The organism is Neptuniibacter marinus, assembly GCF_965223595.1.
GTDB classification, from domain to species: Bacteria; Pseudomonadota; Gammaproteobacteria; order Pseudomonadales; family Balneatricaceae; genus Neptuniibacter; species Neptuniibacter marinus.
Map to the genome: position 1 here is coordinate 2,631,433 of NZ_OZ245004.1, position 20,589 is coordinate 2,652,021.

Here is a 20,589-nt window from a genome sequence, read left to right on the forward strand (position 1 = left end):
ACTTCCTCCACGCCAAATAGTTTACTAAAATCGCGCGACTAAAACTTTGTAGTGCTTTTTCGGAGCAAACCGCCTTGCCAACGAATAAGAAAATCAAGCTTGAAGGTTTTAACAACCTGACAAAAAGCCTGAGCTTTTGTATCTATGACGTCTGCTACGCTCAAACTCCACAACAAAAAGCGGAGTATATTGAATATATAGACGAGCAATACAATGCTGACCGTTTAACTGAAATTCTCAGTGAGTGTTGTGAGATTATTGGTGCCAATGTTCTCAATATAGCCCGCCAAGATTATGAGCCCCAAGGTGCTAGCGTTACTATATTGGTTGCAGAAGAGCCTATTAAAGACTCAGAAGATGTGGATACAACAGAGAAGCCAGGCCCTATGCCTGACTCTGTAGTCGCACATTTAGATAAAAGTCATATCTGTGTTCATACTTACCCTGAAGCACACCCTGATGACGGCATCTGTACATTCAGAGCAGATATTGAAGTATCCACGTGCGGCATTATTTCGCCACTGAAAGCCTTGAACTACCTAATCCACCAATTGGAATCTGATATCGTTACTATTGATTACCGTATCCGCGGTTTTACACGCGATATTAAAGGAGTAAAACATTATATCGATCACGATATTAATTCTATTCAAAACTTCTTTACCCCTGATATCCATGACAACTATCAGATGTTAGATGTAAATGTGTATCAGGAAAATATTTTCCACACAAAAATGATGCAAAAAGATCTGGATCTCAATACTTACCTCTTTGGTACGACGAAAGAGGAGCTTCCTGAAGCAGATGTACAAGAGATAACAGAACGTCTTCACAAAGAGATGAATGAAATTTTCTACGGCCGGAATATGCCAGATATGCAGAAATATTCCTCTTAGGTGTCAAATTATTTCAAGGCAAGTCACAGAAATAAGAAAGCCGCTTAATAGCGGCTTTTTTCAAGCATAAACTCTTTCAATCATGAAGAAAGGTCACATCTAATATTAAAGCTTATTCTTAGTATCAGGATCATCATCAACAGTTCCTTCAGGGTTTTCACCCGGCTTGAACATACCCCACATCTGCATATTTTGATCAGCAATACGGTTCATCATCGTTAATGGATTAGCTGCCCCCATCATGGTTTGCATCTGATCACGAATACGATCTTGATGTTCTAAAAATGAAGCAATACTCTGCTCTAAATACTGACTCATCATTCCTTGCATACTATCACCATAAAAACGGATCAGTTGCTGTAAAACTTGATTAGTAAGCAAAGTACCATGCCCTAGGGCTTCCTGCTCACTAATAATCTGTAAAAGGATATTACGGGTTAAATCATTCCCCGTTTTAGAATCTTCAACTTTAAAAGCTTCTCCGCTTAATACAAGCTGCTTTACATCATCTAATGTCACATAACAACTGCGGGATGTGTCATACAAACGACGATTGGTATATTTTCTTAGAATACGCAAGCTACTATCTCTCTCATAAGATTCCTTTGAATTAGCCTGACCATCACTTTGATCAGTCATCTTTATTATCCGCACTGTTAGAATTTTTATACGCAGATGTCATTAGATTCATCATAAGTTTTTGCAGTGCTTCCATTGAGCCAACCCCACCCGTCAAATATGGCTTAAACAAAGTCAAAGGATCATATCCCTCAGCACCGGATTCCATTCGTTCAGTGATCTTTGCCATCATATCTTCCTGTAATCGCTGCACATCTGGTAAACCCAGTACTTTACGCAGCTCTTCAGGGGACATATCAATATCAATCTTAAATTTCACTCTCTGACTCCTAGGTCGGATAGCTCTGTATCTCTAATCCTATAGTAAAATAACCGCAGTGCAAAATATCCAGATCAATAGTTTTTCTTCACCCTTTCAGGATAGATCCATATCAATGCTAGGAGCATAGCCAAAATACTCGCTAAAGCGGACAATCCAAAGGTATAAAACGCGCCAAAATCATCCCATAAGATACCACTAAGAAAAGCTCCTAATGCACCACCTAAGCCAAAACCTACACTTGAAAACAGGGCCTGCCCTTGTCCATAAGTCTGCCTTGAAAAATACTGATGCACTAGTGCAATTCCTACCGCATGTAAACTACCAAATGTAGCAGCGTGCAACGTTTGTGCGAACAACATGAGACCTAAATTTTCCGGCACAGTTCCAATCAACAGCCAGCGTACAACACATAAAAACAAACTCACCAACATAATATTACGGATGCCCCAATGCTGTAGCATCCAATGCATATAAATAAACACTAAAACTTCAACTATCACACCTACAGCCCAAAGTAGGCCAATCTCTGTACGGCTGTAACCGACATCAACCATCAATACACTGTAAAATGTGTAGTAAGCTCCATGCCCAAACTGAACAAGAAAACAGATAATAAAAAAGATAACAACTTGCGGTCGTAGCAATAACGCCATAAACCCCAAATTGCAGCTTTTTTCTACATCAATCTGATCAAGCACCGCAGGCTTAGGAATTAGCAGTGTATTCAACCAAATACATAACATTAAGATAAGCATAAGGCCCGGCAACCACCGAATATTAATAAAATCCAGTAACGCACCTATCCCAACCACCGTAACAATAAAACCGATTGATCCCCACAATCTGATTTGGCTGTACTTATCTTTCTGATCACCCAACTCTTCTAGTGTAATCACCTCAAACTGAGGTAAAACTGCATTCCAAAAAAAGCTAAATGCCAACATCACTAAACCAATGCCTAAAGCGGTATCTTGCCAAAACATACTGATAAACATTAAGCAGGTCATTAACGCGCCAAAACGAACAATCTCTACACGTTTACCACTTTTATCCGCGACCCATCCCCATAAATTAGGCGCCACAATTCGAGACGCTTGGAGCAGTGCCATTAAAGAACCCACTGTTTGTGCATCAAAATCAAACGAAATCAGATACAAGCTCCAATAAGGAACCAAAGCACCGAGCAGAGCAAAGTAGAAAAAATAGAAACCTGAAAGGCGGATATAACTATTCAAAAGATAAAAACCTAAAAAAACGCATAGAATTCACATTTAGAGCCTAGCAGAAAAAAGACACAAAAAAGCCGGTCAGTCGACCGGCTCTTCAGTATAGAAAAAGCTAAACTTCTTCCAACGCCGTGAGCAAATATTGCGGAAGCCCAAAACAGCCTATATGCATCTGTGGGTTATAATAACGAGTAATAATACCACTCTTTTCATAACGCTGATTTAACTCATCCAATCCTAGCTTACGTAATGCAGTATTATCAGATCCCCACGCTAAAGTCATAACACCGCCAATATAGGTCGGAACAGCAGCAGTATAGAAAGATTGATCTGAAAAATAAGGGCTCAAACGACGACGGGTAGTGATCACCTCATCTTGTTGTAGGAACGGCACTCCATTTTGCGCTACAAACACACCACCCTCATTCAACAAACGCTTACAACCTTCATAGAAGCGGCTAGAGAACAATACTTCACCGGGACCAACCGGATCCGTACAATCAGAGATAATGACATCAAATTTGTCATCCATTTCCTTGTTAACGTATTCAACGCCATCGGCAATAACAATATTTACACGCGGATCATCAAAAGCACCTGCAGAATGATCAGGTAAATGCGCTTTACACATATCAATTACTGCTTGATCAATCTCAACTTGAGTTACATGCTCAACCGTAGCATGACGACAGACTTCACGCAGAATCCCGCCATCCCCTCCACCAATAATCAATACACGCTTAGCATTTCCGTGAGCAATTAATGGTACATGGGTTAGCATTTCGTGGTAAACAAACTCATCACGCTGAGTCGTTTGAATAATTCCATCCAATGCCATGACGGTTCCATAAACAGGATTACGAAAAATAATTAAATGCCAAGAATCCGTTTGCTGCTCGAATAAGACTTCCTCAACATCAAACGTCTGGCCATAGCCCTTATGAAGCGTTTCACTATAAGCAGTTATCATATGGATATCATCCTATCTTAAACTCACTCACTATCAGCAAGTTAAGACACTAAAAGGTAACAGGATTTGACGGCTGAGTTTAAGACGTCAATTTTGCGCGCATTTTATACCGCAAACTCAGATAAAAAAATAACTTTATTCCTCGTATTATCTCTCTTTTAAATATTTATAAAAAAACAGAGCGCTTTTGAATATATTCATTAAAAACCACTTAATCTGGTGGAACAAACCAAATACGAATAAGTCACTCTTTATCAAGAGTCAAAGCAAAAAATGAGAAGTTTCTTAGCCCTTTTTATCCAAACAGATAAGGCTAATCTACAAAAGAACATGCCTTAGCATTCAACGGTAAAAAAACGAACACCGAGTAACAATAATATTCACAATGAGTGACATTCAAGGTCAATAAAACGCTTGATTTTGCACCATAAAATTCACAACGTTCCCTTTTAGTGCGCCCACCGTCATATTAGACAAATCACAACAAAGCCACAGCCCTTAAAAACAAAGGGGTTCGAGACAATCTAAACCAAAGTATAATTTAAATCACAGGCTGGTATATATTCTGCTAGTGTATCTAGTAAGCAGTTTTTATTAATCACTGGCCTAAAATAATAACAATAAAAACAACAAAAAACGGCATCATCGCCACCAAAATTGACGGAGAAACATCATGAAACAACTTACCTCAGTAATCGCTACGGGCTTAGCACTCAGTTTATCTTTGAGCGCACAAGCTGGAACATTGGAAGACGTTCAAAAACGCGGCAACGTTTCTTGTGGCGTGAGCACAGGTTTAGCTGGTTTTTCTCAGAAGGATGAAAACGGTGTATGGAGTGGATTGGATGTGGACGTATGTCGTGCAGTTGCAGCCGCCGTACTCGGCGATGCAAGCAAAGTTCAATACAAACCATTAACAGCGAAAGAGCGTTTTACCGCTTTACAGTCTGGTGAAATTGATATTTTATCCCGTAACACTACATGGACCCATACTCGCGATACATCGCTAGGTTTGAATTTCGCTGGGGTTAACTACTATGATGGACAAGGCTTTATGGTTTCTAAAGCCCTAGGGGTTAAAAGTGCATTGGAACTAGACGGAGCGGCCGTCTGTATTCAAGCAGGAACAACAACCGAGTTAAACTTAGCCGATTATTTCCGCGCAAACGGCCTTACTTATAACGCCATTACGTTTGACACATCTGACCAAACTCGTGCTGGATTTGAGAGTGGCCGTTGCGATGTACTAACGTCTGATCAATCTCAACTTTATGCGCTGCGCATTGGCTTATCTGACCCTTCCTCAGCCATCGTACTTCCAGAAGTGATATCTAAAGAACCACTAGGCCCTGTTGTAAGCCAAGGTGATGATGCTTGGTTTAATATTGTTCGTTGGTCCTTAATGGCAATGGTAGAAGCTGAATTCTTAGGCATTGACAGCGCTTCTGCCGATAAAGCCAAAGCAGAAGGCAACCCATCACAGAAACGTTTGATGGGCTCTGAAGGCGATTCCGGTGCTAAAATGGGCATCCCAGCAGAGTGGGGTTACAACATCGTGAAGCAGGTTGGTAACTACGCAGAGAGCTTTGAACGCAATGTAGGCGCAGGTTCACCACTGAAGATTGCTCGCGGTCTAAATGCTCAGTGGAATGAAGGCGGTCTTATGTATTCGTCTCCAGTACGTTAATAAAACATAAAAAAGAGGGACATATATTGTCCCTCTGCTATGTTTACTACTAACCTTCTGAAGATAAGTGCTTAATTATGTCTGAAAAGCCTCAGGTGAAATCCTCACCCTCCTTCTTCAATAATCCAAGAAACCGCTCACTGATTTATCAGTTTTTATTACTCGCGGGCTTGGTCTATTTTTTCTACGGCATTATCACAAACACACTGGCGAATATGGAAGCCAGAGGCATTAAAAGCGGTTACGACTTTTTATTTACAACCGCAGGCTTTGATATCTTAATGTCACTGATTCCCTATGATGCTACTTATTCTTATGGCCGGACATTCATTGTAGGCCTGTTAAATACTATTTTAGTTTCTACTATAGGCATAGTACTCGCGACTATTGTGGGTTTCTTGATGGGTGTTGCCCATTTTTCCAAAAACTGGTTAATCAGAAAACTAGCCGTTGCTTATATTGAAACATTTCGTAACATCCCTTTACTACTGCAGATATTTTTCTGGTATTTCGCTGTGCTAGCAACATTACCTAGTGCGCGCCAGAGTCTTAGCATCGGAGAGGCTATATTTCTCAATGTGCGTGGTTTATACCTACCCGGCTTGATTGCCGAATCCGGTGCAGGGTTTGTCTATACCGCTATTGGCCTAGCATTCACCGCGATCTTTTTTTTAGCTCGATGGGCTAGAAAGCGCCAAAATGACACAGGGCAGCAGTTTCCGGTATTTCTAACAAGTTTAGGCATTTTATTTGGCCTCCCCCTGATTGCGTTATTACTGTCCGGTATTCCTTTTGTTTGGGACTTCCCAGCATTGAAAGGATTTAACTTCCGTGGCGGCATCACGGTGATCCCTGAGCTTATGGCACTCGCCTTAGCCTTAACCGTTTATACCGGTGCCTTCATTGCGGAAGCGGTACGTGCTGGCGTCCAAGCCGTACCCCATGGTCAAACAGAAGCAGCTCGAAGCCTTGGATTAAAAGAGAGCAGAATAATGAAACTAATTATTGTGCCTCAAGCGATGCGCGTTATTGTTCCTTTGCTAAACAGTGAATATCAAAGTTTAGTTAAAAACTCGACGCTAGCGACAGCCATCGGCTATCCAGACCTTTTTACCGTGTTTGTAGGGACAACGTTAAACCAAACAGGTCAAGCGATTGAGATCGTGTTTATGACCATGGCGGTTTACTTTGTGATCAATATGACTATCTCGTTTGTGATGAATCGATTCAACGCAAGCGTAGAGTTGGCGGAACGGAATTGATGCTATGAAAGAATTTACACCATTACCCGATAAACCCGCTCCAAATGATGTTGTAGGTATTATTCCGTGGTTAAAAGATAACCTTTTTCCAACACCTTTAAACTCACTGGTCACCCTTGCAATCATCGCTTTTTTTGTAACCGTGATACCGCCGCTATTTGATTGGTTATTTTTCTCCGCCAACTGGTCTGGAACAACCCAAGCGGCCTGTACAAACAAAGACGGTGCGTGCTGGGTATTTGTCATTGCTTGGTCTAAACAGTTTTTCTACGGCAGCTACCCTGTCGAAGAGCTATGGAGAATTAACACTTGCTTACTCGCTTTGGTAGCAATCATTGTCGCGTCCTTTAAACTCCATAAAGATTTACGTAATAAAATCGCTATTCCCTTATTTTTATTACTGCCGTTTTTATCCATCATACTTTTAGACGGCTCTCTCATCGGTCTAGAATATGTTGCCACCGACTATTGGGGCGGCTTCACTCTTAACGTAATGCTAGCCGCTGCTAGCATCATCGTCGCTTTTCCTTTGAGCTTTCTTTGGGCTTTAGGACGACGATCTGATATGCCATTCATTCGCAGCGTGAGTGTTATATTAATTGAGTTCTTCCGCGGCGTACCTGTATTAGCCCTATTTTTTATGGGCTCGGTTATGCTACCGCTGTTCTTTCCTGAAGGAACCAATGTAGACAAACTGTTACGTGTTTGGATCGTACTGACACTCTTTATGTCTGGCTATATGGCAGAAGTATTTCGAGGCGGTTTCCAAGCAGTACCTAATGGCCAGTACGAAGCGGCCGACTCTTTAGGGCTTGGCTTTTGGCAAAAAACACTCCTAATTATTCTTCCGCAAGTTATCAAAATCTCTATGCCAAATATTTTGGCAACTTTCGTTATGCTATTTAAAAACACAACTTTCCTATTGATTATTGGTATTTTTGAGATGTTAAGTACAACTCAAACCGCATTAACCAACTCAAACTGGTTAGGCGGGCATTCAACGGAAGGCTATCTATTTGTGGCGGTTGTTTTTTGGATCTGCTGTTTCAGTATGTCCATGATCAGCTCATCCATTGAACGTAAGCTAGACACTAGCCATAAAAATTAAGAGGGTAGCTTTGTGAGCATTAACCACGAACAAAGTATTGAAAACAATGACGACATTATCATCATCAAAGACCTTAATAAGTGGTATGGCGATTTTCATGTGTTGAAAGATATCAACCTGCGCGTCAAAAAAGGTGAGCGTATTGTTATCTGTGGCCCTTCGGGTTCGGGTAAATCTACCATGACTCGCTGTATTAACCGCCTAGAAGAGTTTCAGCGTGGTTCACTAATCGTGAACGGTGTTGAGATGATAGAAGATGTAAAAAACATCGAAGCGATCCGTCGTGAAGTAGGCATGGTATTCCAGCATTTTAACCTTTTCCCGCACCTGACTATTCTTGAGAATCTAACTTTAGGTCCAATTTGGGTTCAGAAGAAACCTAAGAAAGAAGCTGAAGCGATCGCTATGAAATACCTTGAGCGCGTTAAAATTCCAGATCAAGCACAGAAATTTCCAGGTCAGCTATCTGGGGGACAACAGCAACGTGTTGCTATCGCCCGATCTCTTTGTATGAATCCCGAAATCATGCTTTTTGATGAACCAACCTCGGCACTTGATCCAGAAATGATCAAAGAAGTACTCGATGTCATGGTGGAACTCGCCGATGAAGGGATGACGATGCTATGCGTAACTCATGAAATGGGGTTTGCAAAAAAAGTAGCTGACCGTGTCATTTTCATGGATGCAGGTGAAATTGTTGAGCAAAACACTCCGGAAGAGCTATTTAACAACCCTCAAACGGATAGATTACAGTTATTCTTAAGCCAAATACTTGATCATTAATTTTCAATGAGATAGTTAAAAAGCCGTAACTTGATATAAGTTACGGCTTTTTAGCTACTTAATTAAGTGGTCCAAGCTCTTCACCAGCCTCATCTTCCTGCACTATATCTGTTTCTTTAAGCGCATCGATTAACCATAACGCCATAGCAGGATGTGCAAGCAAATGTTCTTGATAAGCAGCAGACTCAGTAGAAAGTTGAACCCCATATGTTTTAAATCGCAGGGCTATAGGTGCGAAAAACACATCCACAATACCAAACTCATCAAATAGCCATGCATTACTGCCTGCATAATTCGATAAACACTCTGCCCATAGTCGCTCAATGCGTGAGATATCTTTCTTAGCGGCCTCACTCAACAAAATAGATCGGCGCGCTCTACAATTCATCGGCATCTCATTACGTAATGCGGTGAAACCAGAATGCATTTCACTCACCATTGCTCGGGCAATAGCTCTAGCTTGAACCTCTTTTGGCCACCCTTTGCCATCAAGATATTGTTCATTAATATATTCACAGATAGCCAATGAATCCCAAACACTTAGCTCCCCATCCACCAGCACAGGAACCTTTTCTACTGGGGTATAATCTTTTAAAACAGTATAAAAATGGTCGCTAAACAGCGTTAAAGAAATCTCTTCAAATGGGATATCAAACGCTTTTAACATCAACCATCCACGTAAAGACCAAGATGAGTAATTTTTATTGCCTATGATCAATTTCATCGCCATCACTTCCCCCTCAGAGATAAATAGATGTTGTTAGCTCATTTCTTCAGATTATAAGTTTTCTGCTACAGGGGTTAGGTATCAGCGGTATCCCAAGGATTATCAATCGATAATAAGCTCAGCGCAACTATGACCATGACCCTTGCGATAATTAAGACTGACTTACTCTGCTTTTGCGTAACGCTTCTTGAGTATAGCCACACGCTTCACATAAGCTTGAGTTTCCGCGTAAGGGGGCACACCATTATAGCGCGATACGGCGCCAGGGCCTGCGTTATATGCAGCAGTTGCCAAACGCATATCGCCAGAGAAATTATTTAAGAGCTGAGCAAGGTATTTAGCCCCACCTTCGATATTTTGATCTGCATTAAGACTATCTTTCACACCTAGCTCATTAGCGGTCGCTGGCATTAATTGCATTAACCCTTGAGCCCCAGCCCGGGAAGTAGCATTTTTATTAAATGCTGATTCTGCATGGATAACCGCTCTAACTAATGATTCTTCAACACCATATTTCTCTGACATGATCTTCACTTGCTGCTTATAAGCGGAAAGATTTAACGGTGTTGTATGCCAATTCACGTTTGACGAAAGGCTACAGGCATAACAATCAAAACGAAGTACTTCAAAGTCAGCGTTAACGGGTTTCTGATCTGAAAAAGCAAGAATCCCTTTATTATTTCGATATTTATAAACGCTGCTCGTCGAACTCTTACTTTGATTGGTGAAATGAATATTTCGTTGTTGGTCCGTTAAGTTTGTATACTCAACCCGCCCATCAGGATGAACAATTTTCCGCACTTCGCCCGCATAAACTGCGCTAAATATACAGCACAACGTAATGACACAATGATGTACTAGGTAGCGTTTAATATTAATCACAACAGCGTCTTTATTACCCATAATTGCAGTTTAGCATTCAACAAAGGATAGTCAGATATCTTTCGGCGGTACAATTAAAGATGAAAATAATAATCCAGTTACTAAAGCGATAGCAACAAAGCTCATACTAAATGCGGTATCGATCCCTTCTAAAACATTTTTCTCAACAAGTAACGACAAACTCTGCAACCCAACACTTCCAGGCACTAAAAGTAAAATACCTGGCATAAGCATAACCCCACGCGTAATCCCAGAAATCCTCTCAAATAAGTTAGCGGCTAAGCCTGTGACTAAGGCTCCCATAAACGCCCCCATAACTTGGCCAAAGAACTCTTTGCCATACCAAGTCGTCGAAAATGCAATTAATCCTCCCAATACAATCCATGGAATATCTTTTGGTCGCCCTTGGAATAAAAAACATAACGATATACCGGCAATAACAATGGAGATCCAAATACTCCAATCAGGTAGGAAAAATTCTCGGCTAATCTCTGTTGCAGGAAAAAGCTCAACACCCAAAGCATTACCTATAGCTACTCCAAAACCAATTTGTAACAAGATAGTTCCTGAATATACAAGCCTAGAAGTGCCTGACACCATGTTTTGTCTCGCTAATTCAGCAACTGCAGTAGTTAAAGGCAATCCCGGCACTAAAGCGATAACCCCAGCGACGGTTGCAATATCTGGTGAGGACAATAAGCCAAAACTCGCCACAAAATTTGCTAATAGAGCAGAAATAATGGCAGAAATGGTCGGGAAAAGGTACTTGAGAGACTCAGTTTGTAAAAGTTTAACGGCAACAAACCCAGTCACAATCCCAACAAAAAGAGCAACGATCATTTCAGAGATCGCGCCCCCTAATAACTGGGCAACACAACTAGCTAATAGTCCAAATGAAGCCATTTGGCCTTTTACACCAAAACGAGGAGGCGTATTAGAAATAGTTTTTAAACGCCCAGCGCCCTCTTCCACCGATAAAGATTCATCAAGTACAGCACTTACGATCTCCTGCACTTCAATTTGGCGCTCTAAATTCACTTCGCCCTGCTCAACCCGAAAAACATAAGTCTTCGGCTCAGGTTCTTCTGGATGTGAAAAGCTCATAATTAAAGTCGTAGGTTGCGCCAGACACTGCACCCCAAAGCCCAACCGAATACCGACTCGGTTCATTGTGCTTTCGAGTTCATAAGCCGTCATACCATAAGTATGCAATGCTCGTGCTAGACGCAGCATAAAACCCACCGGAAGTGTCCGTGGTGGAAAATGAGGCTGTGTATACAATGAATAGTGATCTAGCAAGTCGAAAGACATTTTCTATACCAAAAAGTGAGGTTTGAAGCCCCAAACTAAAAGAAGGATAAACTATCGCTAATTTATCCTTCCTGATCTATAAATTATGCTGACAATCGTTAAGTGATAATAGGCACATTACACATCACATCAGCATTTTGCCCACGATGACGCAGTAGATGATCCATCAGCACAATCGCCATCATCGCTTCGGCAATGGGAGTGGCACGTATGCCAACACAAGGATCATGACGTCCCGTAGTCACAACCTCAATCTCTTCACCGCGGCTATTAATACTACGACCTGGCAAGCGGAGACTTGAGGTCGGTTTTAAAGCTATATGAGCAATAATATCCTGCCCTGTTGATATACCACCTAATACACCGCCAGCATGATTTGAGAGAAAACCATCCGGTGTCATCTCATCCCGATGCTCAGTCCCTTTTTGAGCAACACAATCAAAACCATCACCAATTTCAACACCTTTGACTGCATTAATACTCATTAAAGCATGGGCTAGATCCGCGTCCAAACGATCAAATATAGGCTCACCTAAACCAACAGGTGTACCTGTAGCTACCACACTAATTTTTGCACCTACCGAATTTCCCTCTTTACGAAGGTCATCCATATACTGCTCCATAGTCGCGACTATTTCAGCATCTGGACTGAAAAAAGGATTATTGTGAACTTCATTCCAGTCAAACTTTGCGTGGTCAATTTTTACCGGGCCAAGCTGAGATAAATAACCTTTTACCTCAACCCCTTTCGATGCCAAAAACTTCTTAGCAATAGCTCCAGCCGCTACCCGCATAGCTGTTTCACGGGCAGAAGAGCGCCCACCACCACGATAATCACGGAAACCATATTTATGCGTATAAACATAATCCGCATGGGCGGGTCGAAAAGTCTCTTCAATATTAGAGTAGTCTTTAGAACGTTGATCTGTATTTTTAATCAACAAACCTATAGGTGTACCAGTCGTTTTACCTTCAAATACACCTGATAGTATCTCCACTTCATCCGCCTCTCGACGTTGTGTAGTATGACGAGATGTACCTGGTTTACGACGATCCAGATCAAGCTGAAGATCAGCTTCAGACAATTCAATGCCGGGAGGACAGCCGTCAACAATACAACCTAATGCCTTACCGTGGCTTTCACCAAAAGTGGTGACCGTAAACAGTTTACCGTAGCTATTTCCTGACATTGTATCGGTCCATTAAGAAACAAAAAAACATATATAAAAAATTAGGCGCGTAATTATAGCAAATTAAATGCTATCTCTATATGCACGTAGCTCTTGAGCAGTAATGGTAAATACGCCATTTCCACCATTCTCAAATTCTAGCCAAATTAAAGGAAGCTCTGGATAAGTTTCCATTAAATGTACTTCGCTATTACCGACTTCAACCACAAGAAGACCGTCATCGGTTAAATATTCAGATGCTTCCCGTAAAATTCTACGCGTAATATCCAATCCATCAGAGCCTGAACCTAAAGCGATTTCTGGCTCATGGCTATATTCATCGGGCATAGACGCTAGATCGGCCTCATCAACATAAGGTGGATTACTGACAATCAGATCATACTTTCTACCGTCTAAATCGGAAAATAGATCACTTTCAATGGTATGCACACGATCAATCATCTCATGTTTCTCAATGTTAATATTTGCAACATCGAGTGCCCCCTTAGAAATATCCGCGAGATCAACTTCCGCTTCGGGAAATGCATAAGCGCAAGCTATACCAATACAACCACTCCCAGTACAAAGATCTAAAATGCGATCAACACTCCCCTCTCTTAGCCATGGAGCAAACTCACTTTGAATAAGCTCAGCAATAGGAGAACGAGGAATCAGCACCCTTTCATCAACAAAGAAAGGCAGTTCGCAGAACCAAGATTCATGAGTGATATATGGCAATGGCTTACGCCTTAGCGTACGTAGTTTAATAAAATCTAATACCCGCTCCTTTTCATCTTCCGTTAAACGACCGTCCAAAACAGCAGGATTTATATTCCAAGGTAGATGAACAGCGGCCAAGACCAATTGTGTCGCCTCATCCCAAGCATTATCCGTCCCATGCCCAAAATAAACTCGGTGTTCACCAAATTGACTCATCGCAAAACGGATATAATCTCTAAGGCTATGCAGTTCATTTTTCACCGAATTAGAAAACAAGGGTTGATCACTCATACACTCTGGACCGATAATTTGTTTATGAAAGACCGCCATATTAATAAACTTTGCTTGGGAACACCATGAAAGACCCGAATGATAATCCAACTAACGAATTATCCTTTTTTGATGCAATGGAGGGCGTCCAACAACATAAACACGACAAAGCAGACCTTTCAGTAACAAAACCTAAGGATAAACACAGTCTGCTTTATCGTCGCCAAGCGGCAACACTTGAAGAAGATAAAGTGATCGATGGCCTATCTGATCAAGCTGTTGAATTAGTTGAATCAACTGAGGAGCTGCTCTTTGCTAATCCTGGTGTACAATTCAGCGTTTTAAAACGCCTTAAACAAGGCCATCTGCCTTGGGAACAAGGCTTAGATCTTCATGGTTATACCGTTGACCAGGCAAGGGACCAACTCAGCCGTTTCATCTTCGATGCACGTAGAAACAAGTGCCGCTGCGTTATAGTAGTTCATGGTAAAGCGCATTCATCAGCCAGTGAACAACCCATGATAAAGTCTTATGTCAATGAATGGTTAAAACGATTGCCTGGCGTATTGGCCTTCTGTTCAGCTCAAGCAAAAGATGGTGGAACCGGTGCACTCTATGTATTACTTAAACGAGAGAAATAAAATTTCAAAGTAAATTCTGACAGCCATTATAGCGGCTGACCATTCTCAAACGCCTCTAACCTTTCGCGAGCAGCAAGCCTCCCATATTCGATGATAGGTACTGCGTGATGAAAATCATAAAAACTGCATAAAACTTTAGGGATACGAATAACAAGATCAGGGGGATAACCTGCTATTTTATATTCAGCTAAGCTGGCCTGCATAACCTCGACTGAATTAAGCAGTATATCCATTCGCCCACCAATCTTATCTGCTTTAGGAATATACCTATCCTCAGGTCTATCGTGGTCTGGCATATTCCATTCATCGCTTATTCCACTGCGATTCAAATATTGATTACGTGGTAAAGATAAATGACTATGACTAGAGTCACCTGTATTTAAGTCGATCGCAACAATAAGATCGGCTTGTGCAGCCACGACAGGAATAATTGGCAGAGGGTTGAGAATTCCCCCATCAACAAGTACCCGCCCCTCTTTAATCACAGGCGTAAATAATCCCGGTACAGCAACTGATGCCCTAATCGCTTCAAGCAATGAACCTTTTTGATACCAAACCTCTTTTTGATGAGCAATATCCGCTGCAACGGCGGTAAAATCAATGTCTAGCTCTTCGATTAAACGAGGACCTAAGATTTCAGCAAGTTGTACAAATATTCTATCTCCTCTAATCGCTCCTTTAGACAAAGTAAAATCAAGTAGCTTAACAACGCCCATCCAGTTTAGCGATGAAACCCATGTTTTATATTCCGCTAGCCGACCCGCGGCATACATACCCCCAACCAATGCGCCCATAGAGCTTCCGGAAACAGAAACAATCTCATAGCCTCTACGTTCAATCTCTTCAATCGCACCTATATGAGCATAACCACGCGCACCACCACTACCTAAAACCAGCGAAACAGTTGCCATATATTCACACCCTTGAAGTAAAGCATTACTCAATAAAAATTAACACTTCAGTATTTTGCTCTGAAGAAAAACCACCTAAGGAATATAAAGATATACGTTCCGCATCAATCTCTTGCTCTATTAAGCGATTTTTTAAAGCCATAATCTGATCATTCGACTTATCCAATTGCTGTCTATAGGTAGAGCCTGAAAAGTTTTGCCCGACAAGCCATAATGTTCGCTCGGGGTTCTCTGTTAAATATTTAACTAAGGCTTTAAATTCAGATTCTTTTCCAGTGAATGGTATTCCATCACCTTGCTCAGCTTGGGCTTCCATGCCTAGAACATTTTCCACCAACACCTCTACTCTTAAGTAAACACGTTTATTACCGCGCTTAACCGCATATAGAGAAAAGTACTTATTATTTATACGGTAAGATGCAAAGGTTTGACTCTCTTCCAAACCATACAAGCGAGAATAGCGAAATATAGCGTTAGCCCATTGATTGCTACTTCCGCAATCCCGCCCAGTACATTTAAATAAATTCGTAGCACCTAATTTGATCAGCTGATTTTCTAGTACTGAAAATGCTTCATCAGGCGTATTCAACTCAGGTATCCGGTATGTAATTTGTGTTAATTCCCCTGTAACCCGACGTTCTTTTTCTGGTGTAACAACGCCCTTTATTTTCTTTAAACCACCCAGTATCAGTCGGTAGTTTTCATCCTTTTTATCATATTGAACAATGTAGGAGCCTGGAAAACGTTCAAGCTGAAAGTAATCACTTGAATTAGTAAGGTCCGCCTCTGCTACTGCAAAAGTGGAATAAAATAATACATATAGAAAAACAGAAAACCGCATAACTTTTTTATCCCGATTCGTTTACTAAAACTAAATCTAATCTACTAACAAATGACCATCTACTTTTTACTCCCCCAGCTATCTATTTTGCTAGCCAATAACGTTGCTATGGGAAGATCTAAATGTAGATGATGCCCACCTACCAACTCGATAACCTCTGAAGAGGCCAAATCATCTAGCCACGGATCGACAATACTATCACGTGCCCCCTCTTCACCTATTATAACTATAGCGTTAGATTTCACTTTCCGAATAAAGGATTTCGCCTGCTCAGGGCTGAAACGTATCAATGAGGGTAGTAGCAATTTAGGATCATTGTTCCAAATATAACCTTTGTCCGTATATGTTAACCCCCGCGCCATTAATTTCTCTGCGGCTTCTTTTGATACAGGCCATCGACCATTCGCTCGTGCTTCAACAGCCGCATCAAAACTCCCATAAGGCTTAAGAGAACGTGAAAGCATTTTCTCTCTTTTGATTATCGCATCAGAAAAAACCTGTGGTAGCTCATCCACCTCATAAAACAGTGGTCCTAATCCATCAATGAACATCAGATTATCAACCTTCAAAGGAAAGCACGCTGCAAACATCATAGCGATACTTGCTCCCATTGAATGCCCAATCAAATCAACTTGATCAAGATTTAGGGCGTTTATTACTCCATGCAGGTCAGTCACATTATCCCAAATATGATAAGGCATCCCTTTAGGTCGATGATCTGAAAGGCCATGCCCAACTAAATCAATCGCAATGAAACGAATCTCCGATATATGCTGCCCTAATAGATAAAAACTGGCGGCATTATCTAACCATCCATGCAACGCCAATACCGGCCGCCCATTAGGGTTTCCATATTCCACAACAGCAACTTTATATCCAGCAGCATCGATATAATACTCACGACAATCCGACATTGAAATTCTCACTAATCAGCTGATACACAAAGCTATTTGCATACTATAAACAGAAATTCGGGTAATATCTTGTGCAGAAATAAGCACTGCAAGGAAAGTTTGATGATATTAGGACAGCAACTGGAACATGACCCAAGCTTAAAAAAGCCGCAACGCCTTTTTTTTATATTATTCGGCTGTTTGTTTTTAATTGCGCCTTTTTACTACCAACCAAATTTAGGTGGCGAAGGGCTGTTTCTACCTTACAACGGAGCTATTTGGATTGTTGCAAGCTGGATTATTGCTAGTGCTAGCTTTTTGATTTATAAAAACCAACAAATTATTTTACCAAAATATTGGCTGGGTCTAGCGCTTTTCCCGATAGGTGCTCTGGCTACCGGTTTTGTTGCCGATAAAAACAACCCCACTGAATGGATTGTCAGATTATCCGTTATTATTGGCGGCTATCTGTTTTTTCTTAGCCTTTTTCAATTCCAACTTAAATCTAAACATATAGAGCGCAGTCTTTATATAATTTTGGCTATGGGACTCATTGCCGCCACTTACGGCATTATTCAAGCCCTAACAGGAGCGTCTAATTTAAGTTTTTTAATGCCTGTAAGTCCTAACCATCTACCAGTAGGTATCTTCCAACAAGTAAATTTACAAGCCTCTTTTATGGCTACCTTTTTAGTGCTGACTTACTATTTAGCATCTAGGCCGACGCTTCGTAGCTTTAGCTTTATAATACAAGCAACCTTAGTTATTGCGGCGTTAACCGCAAGTTACAATATCGCTATTAGCGGGTCACGTGTTGGGCTACTCGGCGCCGGTTTAGGTTTAACATGTCTAGTGATCGGTCGTTGGAAACTATTTCGTCAAGCGAAAACTATCTTTTTTGCACTCACGATAGCAACTATTCTAGGTGGCGTTTTAGGTAAAAGTGGACTCGAAAAAGCCGCCGCTAAAGTAGATAGAGCCGTAGCACATACAAGCTCTGATAGCGAGATTGGCGGTATTCGAGCCGATGTACGGTGGCATATATACAATCTTTCCTTAAATATTTTCGCTCAAGCCCCACTTATTGGTCACGGATTGGGGAGTTTCCAAAAGGTTTTCCAAGAAGAGCGCATCGAATATCAACAGCAAACAGACAGTAGTCTTAGATCTGCTCCCCGTTTTAGCCACCCTCATAATGAATTGATCTTCTGGCTGGTTGAAGGTGGGATTGTATCAATTATTGGTATACTCGCAGCCGCAATTTTTACACTAGTTCAATTATTCAAAGCAGGCTGGCAGAGAGGATGGGGCTATTCAGCACTCCTCTTACCGCTAGTCTTCCATACTCAAGTGGAACTCCCCTTTTATATCTCCAATACCCATTGGTTTTTATTGCTTTTCCTACTATTTTTAACCCATCAACATGGTAAAAAATCGATAACAACCGAAAAGCTATCAATGGCGGCGCAAAGAACTATACCGATTAGCTTCGCTACCCTCTCTATTTTCGCAACAATTACTTTAATCCAGACACAGATAGCAAGCGCAGGCATTGTAAGTTATTTGCAACGTAATCAGAGCCAACCTCAATATCTACGTTCATCGCTCGAATCAGCTTATTTTAGAGAATACACAACCTATCTATTACTTAGACGTAACATGCTAATTAGCGCCTCTAAAAATAACAAAAAACCAGCACAGGACTATATTAATTGGGCTGAGCAATCAGTTAAAGTTACACCAGCGATTGTAACTTATAGAGATTTAGCCATTGCTTACGATATAATTGGAAAGGAAGAAGATAGGGATCAAGTATTAAACAAAGCGTTAAGCATGTTTCCTACTCATAGTGGGCTATTAGAGCTACAGCAAAAACTGCGCATAAAAGGCAAAAACGCACTTAAAGTTAAAAGTGCCGAATCAAGCTCCCAAGCCCAGCCGCAGGCCAGTCAGCCGTGATCTCTGCAATTTCAGCACAAGAAAATGATCGAGGGTAAGATATTACACCCTCACAGCATAAAGCTTCGACAATAGAGATTAGCGGCATATGGGTCACAATTATAGGTGTTGACTGGCTATGATGCGCCAACGACTCCAGTGCAACTAAAGGGTCAGAGTCTGGCGTCCAGAGAGCAGACTCTACGAGAGCCGACGATAAGTTCAGGCTATCAGCTATAATCTCCGATGTCTGAATCGTACGAAGGTAAGGACTATGAATAATAAGATCAATCTCAGATAAGTCCTCAGAGTATTGATTCACTCTTCCTCTTACTGATTTAATCCCATTTGTCGTTAGATGTCTTTTAGCATCCGATGAAGCTGAATGCTCCGCTTCACCATGACGCATCAAAAAGAACTTCATACTCCCTCACGTGGAAGAACAAACTCTACATCCGTGCTTTGCTCACTCATCATTAGCATTTTAACGACCTCAGCAATAGGCGCTTTATTGAAAACCACCTCATACAGCCCAACTACTAAAGGCATATAAATCTGCATTTCAGAAGCTTTCTCTTTAACTTGCTTTATAGTGTTTACACCTTCAGCTACCTGCCCTAAAGCCTCTACAGCTTCTTCAAGACTTTTGCCTTCACCTAAAGCATAACCTACGCGGTAATTACGGCTTAATGGAGACATACACGTCACTATAAGATCGCCTACACCAGCAAGACCAATAAAGGTCATGGGATTTGCCCCCATAGAAACAGCGAAGCGACTCATTTCGGCTAAACTTCGTGTCATCAACATACTTTTGGTGTTTTCACCCATGCCAAGAGCAGCACTAAGGCCTGCAGCAATTGCATAGATATTTTTTAAGGTTCCCCCTAGTTCAACACCATAAGTATCCGAACTGGCATAGACTCTAAAATAGGATGAATGAAGCCTAGCCTGCACTTCGCTTCGTAACTCTGCACAATCACTAGCAATAACTGTTGCCGTCAACTGCTTAGCCGCCACTTCTTTCGCTAAGTTAGGTCCGCTCAGTACGCCTATACGGGCAGAGGGCATCTCCTCTCGAAGAATCTCGCTCATTAAACGGAAGCTATTGGCTTCAATCCCTTTCGTTGTAGACACCAACATCTGATCCGCCTTCAAAAAAGGACGTGCTTGCTGAACAACCTGACGAAAGGATTGACTAGGAATGGAGATAAGCACTAGATCAACATCTGACAAAACGTCTTGTAACGAAGTTGAAGCTGACAAACGGTCAGAAAGGATATAACCAGGAAGGTAGCGAGCGTTCTCATGCTTGTGATTTATAGCTTCGGCAAGCACTTCATCTCTTAACCACAAACGAACATAAGAACCGTTTTCCGCTACCATATTTGCGATAACGGTACCAAAGCTACCCCCACCAAGAACGGCCACCTTACGTATCTGAGACATAACT

The 20,589-nt window shown here is 41.4% G+C and carries 21 protein-coding genes; 7 read left to right on the forward strand and 14 right to left on the reverse strand.

Annotated elements, in window-relative coordinates:
* The first annotated feature begins 74 nt into the window (after positions 1–74).
* A complete protein-coding gene (gene speD, locus ACOQOE_RS12430; protein WP_067863977.1) occupies positions 75–896 on the forward strand; it encodes an adenosylmethionine decarboxylase in 822 nt (273 codons plus the stop codon).
* Between the two features lie 105 nt (positions 897–1,001).
* Here speD and phaR read toward each other — a convergent pair whose 3' ends face one another.
* The 4 genes from phaR to speE all read right to left on the reverse strand — a co-directional run bounded on the left by phaR (position 1,002) and on the right by speE (position 3,993).
* The gene (phaR, locus tag ACOQOE_RS12435) at positions 1,002–1,535 is read right to left on the reverse strand and encodes a polyhydroxyalkanoate synthesis repressor PhaR (protein WP_231867938.1); all 534 of its coding nucleotides are present in this window, start codon (positions 1,533–1,535) and stop codon (positions 1,002–1,004) included.
* A complete protein-coding gene (locus ACOQOE_RS12440; protein ID WP_067863973.1) occupies positions 1,528–1,794 on the reverse strand; it encodes a DUF6489 family protein in 267 nt (88 codons plus the stop codon). The genes phaR and ACOQOE_RS12440 overlap by 8 nt, the downstream gene beginning before the upstream one ends.
* A 74-nt stretch (positions 1,795–1,868) precedes the next feature.
* Positions 1,869–3,032, reverse strand: coding sequence for an MFS transporter (locus tag ACOQOE_RS12445; protein WP_067863970.1), 1,164 nt, complete (start codon positions 3,030–3,032; stop codon positions 1,869–1,871).
* Between the two features lie 103 nt (positions 3,033–3,135).
* Entirely contained in the window at positions 3,136–3,993 is an 858-nt protein-coding gene (speE, locus tag ACOQOE_RS12450) for a polyamine aminopropyltransferase (RefSeq protein WP_067863967.1), read from the reverse strand.
* Between the two features lie 673 nt (positions 3,994–4,666).
* Between speE and ACOQOE_RS12455 the strand changes: the two genes are divergently transcribed.
* The 4 genes from ACOQOE_RS12455 (at position 4,667) to ACOQOE_RS12470 (ending at position 8,833) form a co-directional block, all read left to right on the forward strand.
* Complete coding sequence (locus ACOQOE_RS12455; protein ID WP_067863964.1) at positions 4,667–5,680, forward strand: amino acid ABC transporter substrate-binding protein; 1,014 nt, start codon at positions 4,667–4,669, stop codon at positions 5,678–5,680.
* A gap of 77 nt (positions 5,681–5,757) precedes the next feature.
* Positions 5,758–6,942 carry an amino acid ABC transporter permease gene (locus ACOQOE_RS12460; protein WP_067863961.1) on the forward strand — a complete coding sequence of 395 codons (1,185 nt, stop codon included), beginning with the start codon at positions 5,758–5,760 and terminating at the stop codon, positions 6,940–6,942.
* 4 nt (positions 6,943–6,946) lie between these two features.
* Complete coding sequence (locus ACOQOE_RS12465) at positions 6,947–8,050, forward strand: amino acid ABC transporter permease (protein ID WP_067863958.1); 1,104 nt, start codon at positions 6,947–6,949, stop codon at positions 8,048–8,050.
* An 18-nt stretch (positions 8,051–8,068) separates the two neighbouring features.
* Positions 8,069–8,833: an amino acid ABC transporter ATP-binding protein gene (locus ACOQOE_RS12470; RefSeq protein ID WP_407937490.1), complete on the forward strand. Its 765-nt coding sequence runs from the start codon at positions 8,069–8,071 to the stop codon at positions 8,831–8,833.
* A 58-nt stretch (positions 8,834–8,891) separates the two neighbouring features.
* Here the strand turns inward: ACOQOE_RS12470 and ACOQOE_RS12475 are convergent, their stop codons facing one another.
* From ACOQOE_RS12475 to prmB, 5 genes are all read right to left on the reverse strand, one after another.
* Positions 8,892–9,557, reverse strand: coding sequence for a glutathione S-transferase family protein (locus tag ACOQOE_RS12475; protein ID WP_420554154.1), 666 nt, complete (start codon positions 9,555–9,557; stop codon positions 8,892–8,894).
* 165 nt (positions 9,558–9,722) lie between these two features.
* Positions 9,723–10,463, reverse strand: a complete 741-nt coding sequence (locus tag ACOQOE_RS12480; RefSeq protein ID WP_420554155.1) for a lytic transglycosylase domain-containing protein — start codon at positions 10,461–10,463, stop codon at positions 9,723–9,725.
* A 30-nt stretch (positions 10,464–10,493) separates the two neighbouring features.
* A complete protein-coding gene (locus tag ACOQOE_RS12485) occupies positions 10,494–11,675 on the reverse strand; it encodes a threonine/serine ThrE exporter family protein (RefSeq protein WP_197468005.1) in 1,182 nt (393 codons plus the stop codon).
* 176 nt (positions 11,676–11,851) lie between these two features.
* Complete coding sequence (gene aroC / locus ACOQOE_RS12490; RefSeq protein WP_420554156.1) at positions 11,852–12,943, reverse strand: chorismate synthase; 1,092 nt, start codon at positions 12,941–12,943, stop codon at positions 11,852–11,854.
* A 63-nt stretch (positions 12,944–13,006) separates the two neighbouring features.
* The gene (gene prmB, locus ACOQOE_RS12495; protein ID WP_067864138.1) at positions 13,007–13,933 is read right to left on the reverse strand and encodes a 50S ribosomal protein L3 N(5)-glutamine methyltransferase; all 927 of its coding nucleotides are present in this window, start codon (positions 13,931–13,933) and stop codon (positions 13,007–13,009) included.
* Positions 13,934–13,998: 65 nt separating this feature from the next.
* Between prmB and ACOQOE_RS12500 the strand changes: the two genes are divergently transcribed.
* Entirely contained in the window at positions 13,999–14,553 is a 555-nt protein-coding gene (locus tag ACOQOE_RS12500) for a Smr/MutS family protein (RefSeq protein WP_420554157.1), read from the forward strand.
* Positions 14,554–14,579: 26 nt separating this feature from the next.
* On the opposite strand, the gene ACOQOE_RS12505 is transcribed toward ACOQOE_RS12500, so the two are convergent.
* From ACOQOE_RS12505 to ACOQOE_RS12515, 3 genes are read right to left on the reverse strand one after another with little or no spacing between them, the layout of a single operon-like run.
* Positions 14,580–15,464: a patatin-like phospholipase family protein gene (locus ACOQOE_RS12505; RefSeq protein ID WP_067863940.1), complete on the reverse strand. Its 885-nt coding sequence runs from the start codon at positions 15,462–15,464 to the stop codon at positions 14,580–14,582.
* A 25-nt stretch (positions 15,465–15,489) separates the two neighbouring features.
* A complete protein-coding gene (locus ACOQOE_RS12510) occupies positions 15,490–16,305 on the reverse strand; it encodes a DUF4892 domain-containing protein (RefSeq protein ID WP_067863938.1) in 816 nt (271 codons plus the stop codon).
* Between the two features lie 59 nt (positions 16,306–16,364).
* On the reverse strand, positions 16,365–17,219 hold the full coding sequence (locus tag ACOQOE_RS12515) for an alpha/beta fold hydrolase (RefSeq protein WP_067863935.1): 855 nt from the start codon (positions 17,217–17,219) through the stop codon (positions 16,365–16,367).
* Positions 17,220–17,321: 102 nt separating this feature from the next.
* On the opposite strand from ACOQOE_RS12515, the gene ACOQOE_RS12520 reads away from it, so the two are divergent.
* Positions 17,322–19,157, forward strand: a complete 1,836-nt coding sequence (locus ACOQOE_RS12520; protein ID WP_420554158.1) for a Wzy polymerase domain-containing protein — start codon at positions 17,322–17,324, stop codon at positions 19,155–19,157.
* Here the strand turns inward: ACOQOE_RS12520 and sixA are convergent.
* Together sixA and ACOQOE_RS12530 are read right to left on the reverse strand one after the other, a co-directional pair.
* Positions 19,105–19,560 carry a phosphohistidine phosphatase SixA gene (gene sixA, locus ACOQOE_RS12525; RefSeq protein ID WP_420554159.1) on the reverse strand — a complete coding sequence of 152 codons (456 nt, stop codon included), beginning with the start codon at positions 19,558–19,560 and terminating at the stop codon, positions 19,105–19,107. The genes ACOQOE_RS12520 and sixA overlap by 53 nt on opposite strands.
* Entirely contained in the window at positions 19,557–20,585 is a 1,029-nt protein-coding gene (locus tag ACOQOE_RS12530) for an NAD(P)H-dependent glycerol-3-phosphate dehydrogenase (protein ID WP_420554160.1), read from the reverse strand. The genes sixA and ACOQOE_RS12530 overlap by 4 nt, the downstream gene beginning before the upstream one ends.
* Positions 20,586–20,589: the final 4 nt, after the last annotated feature.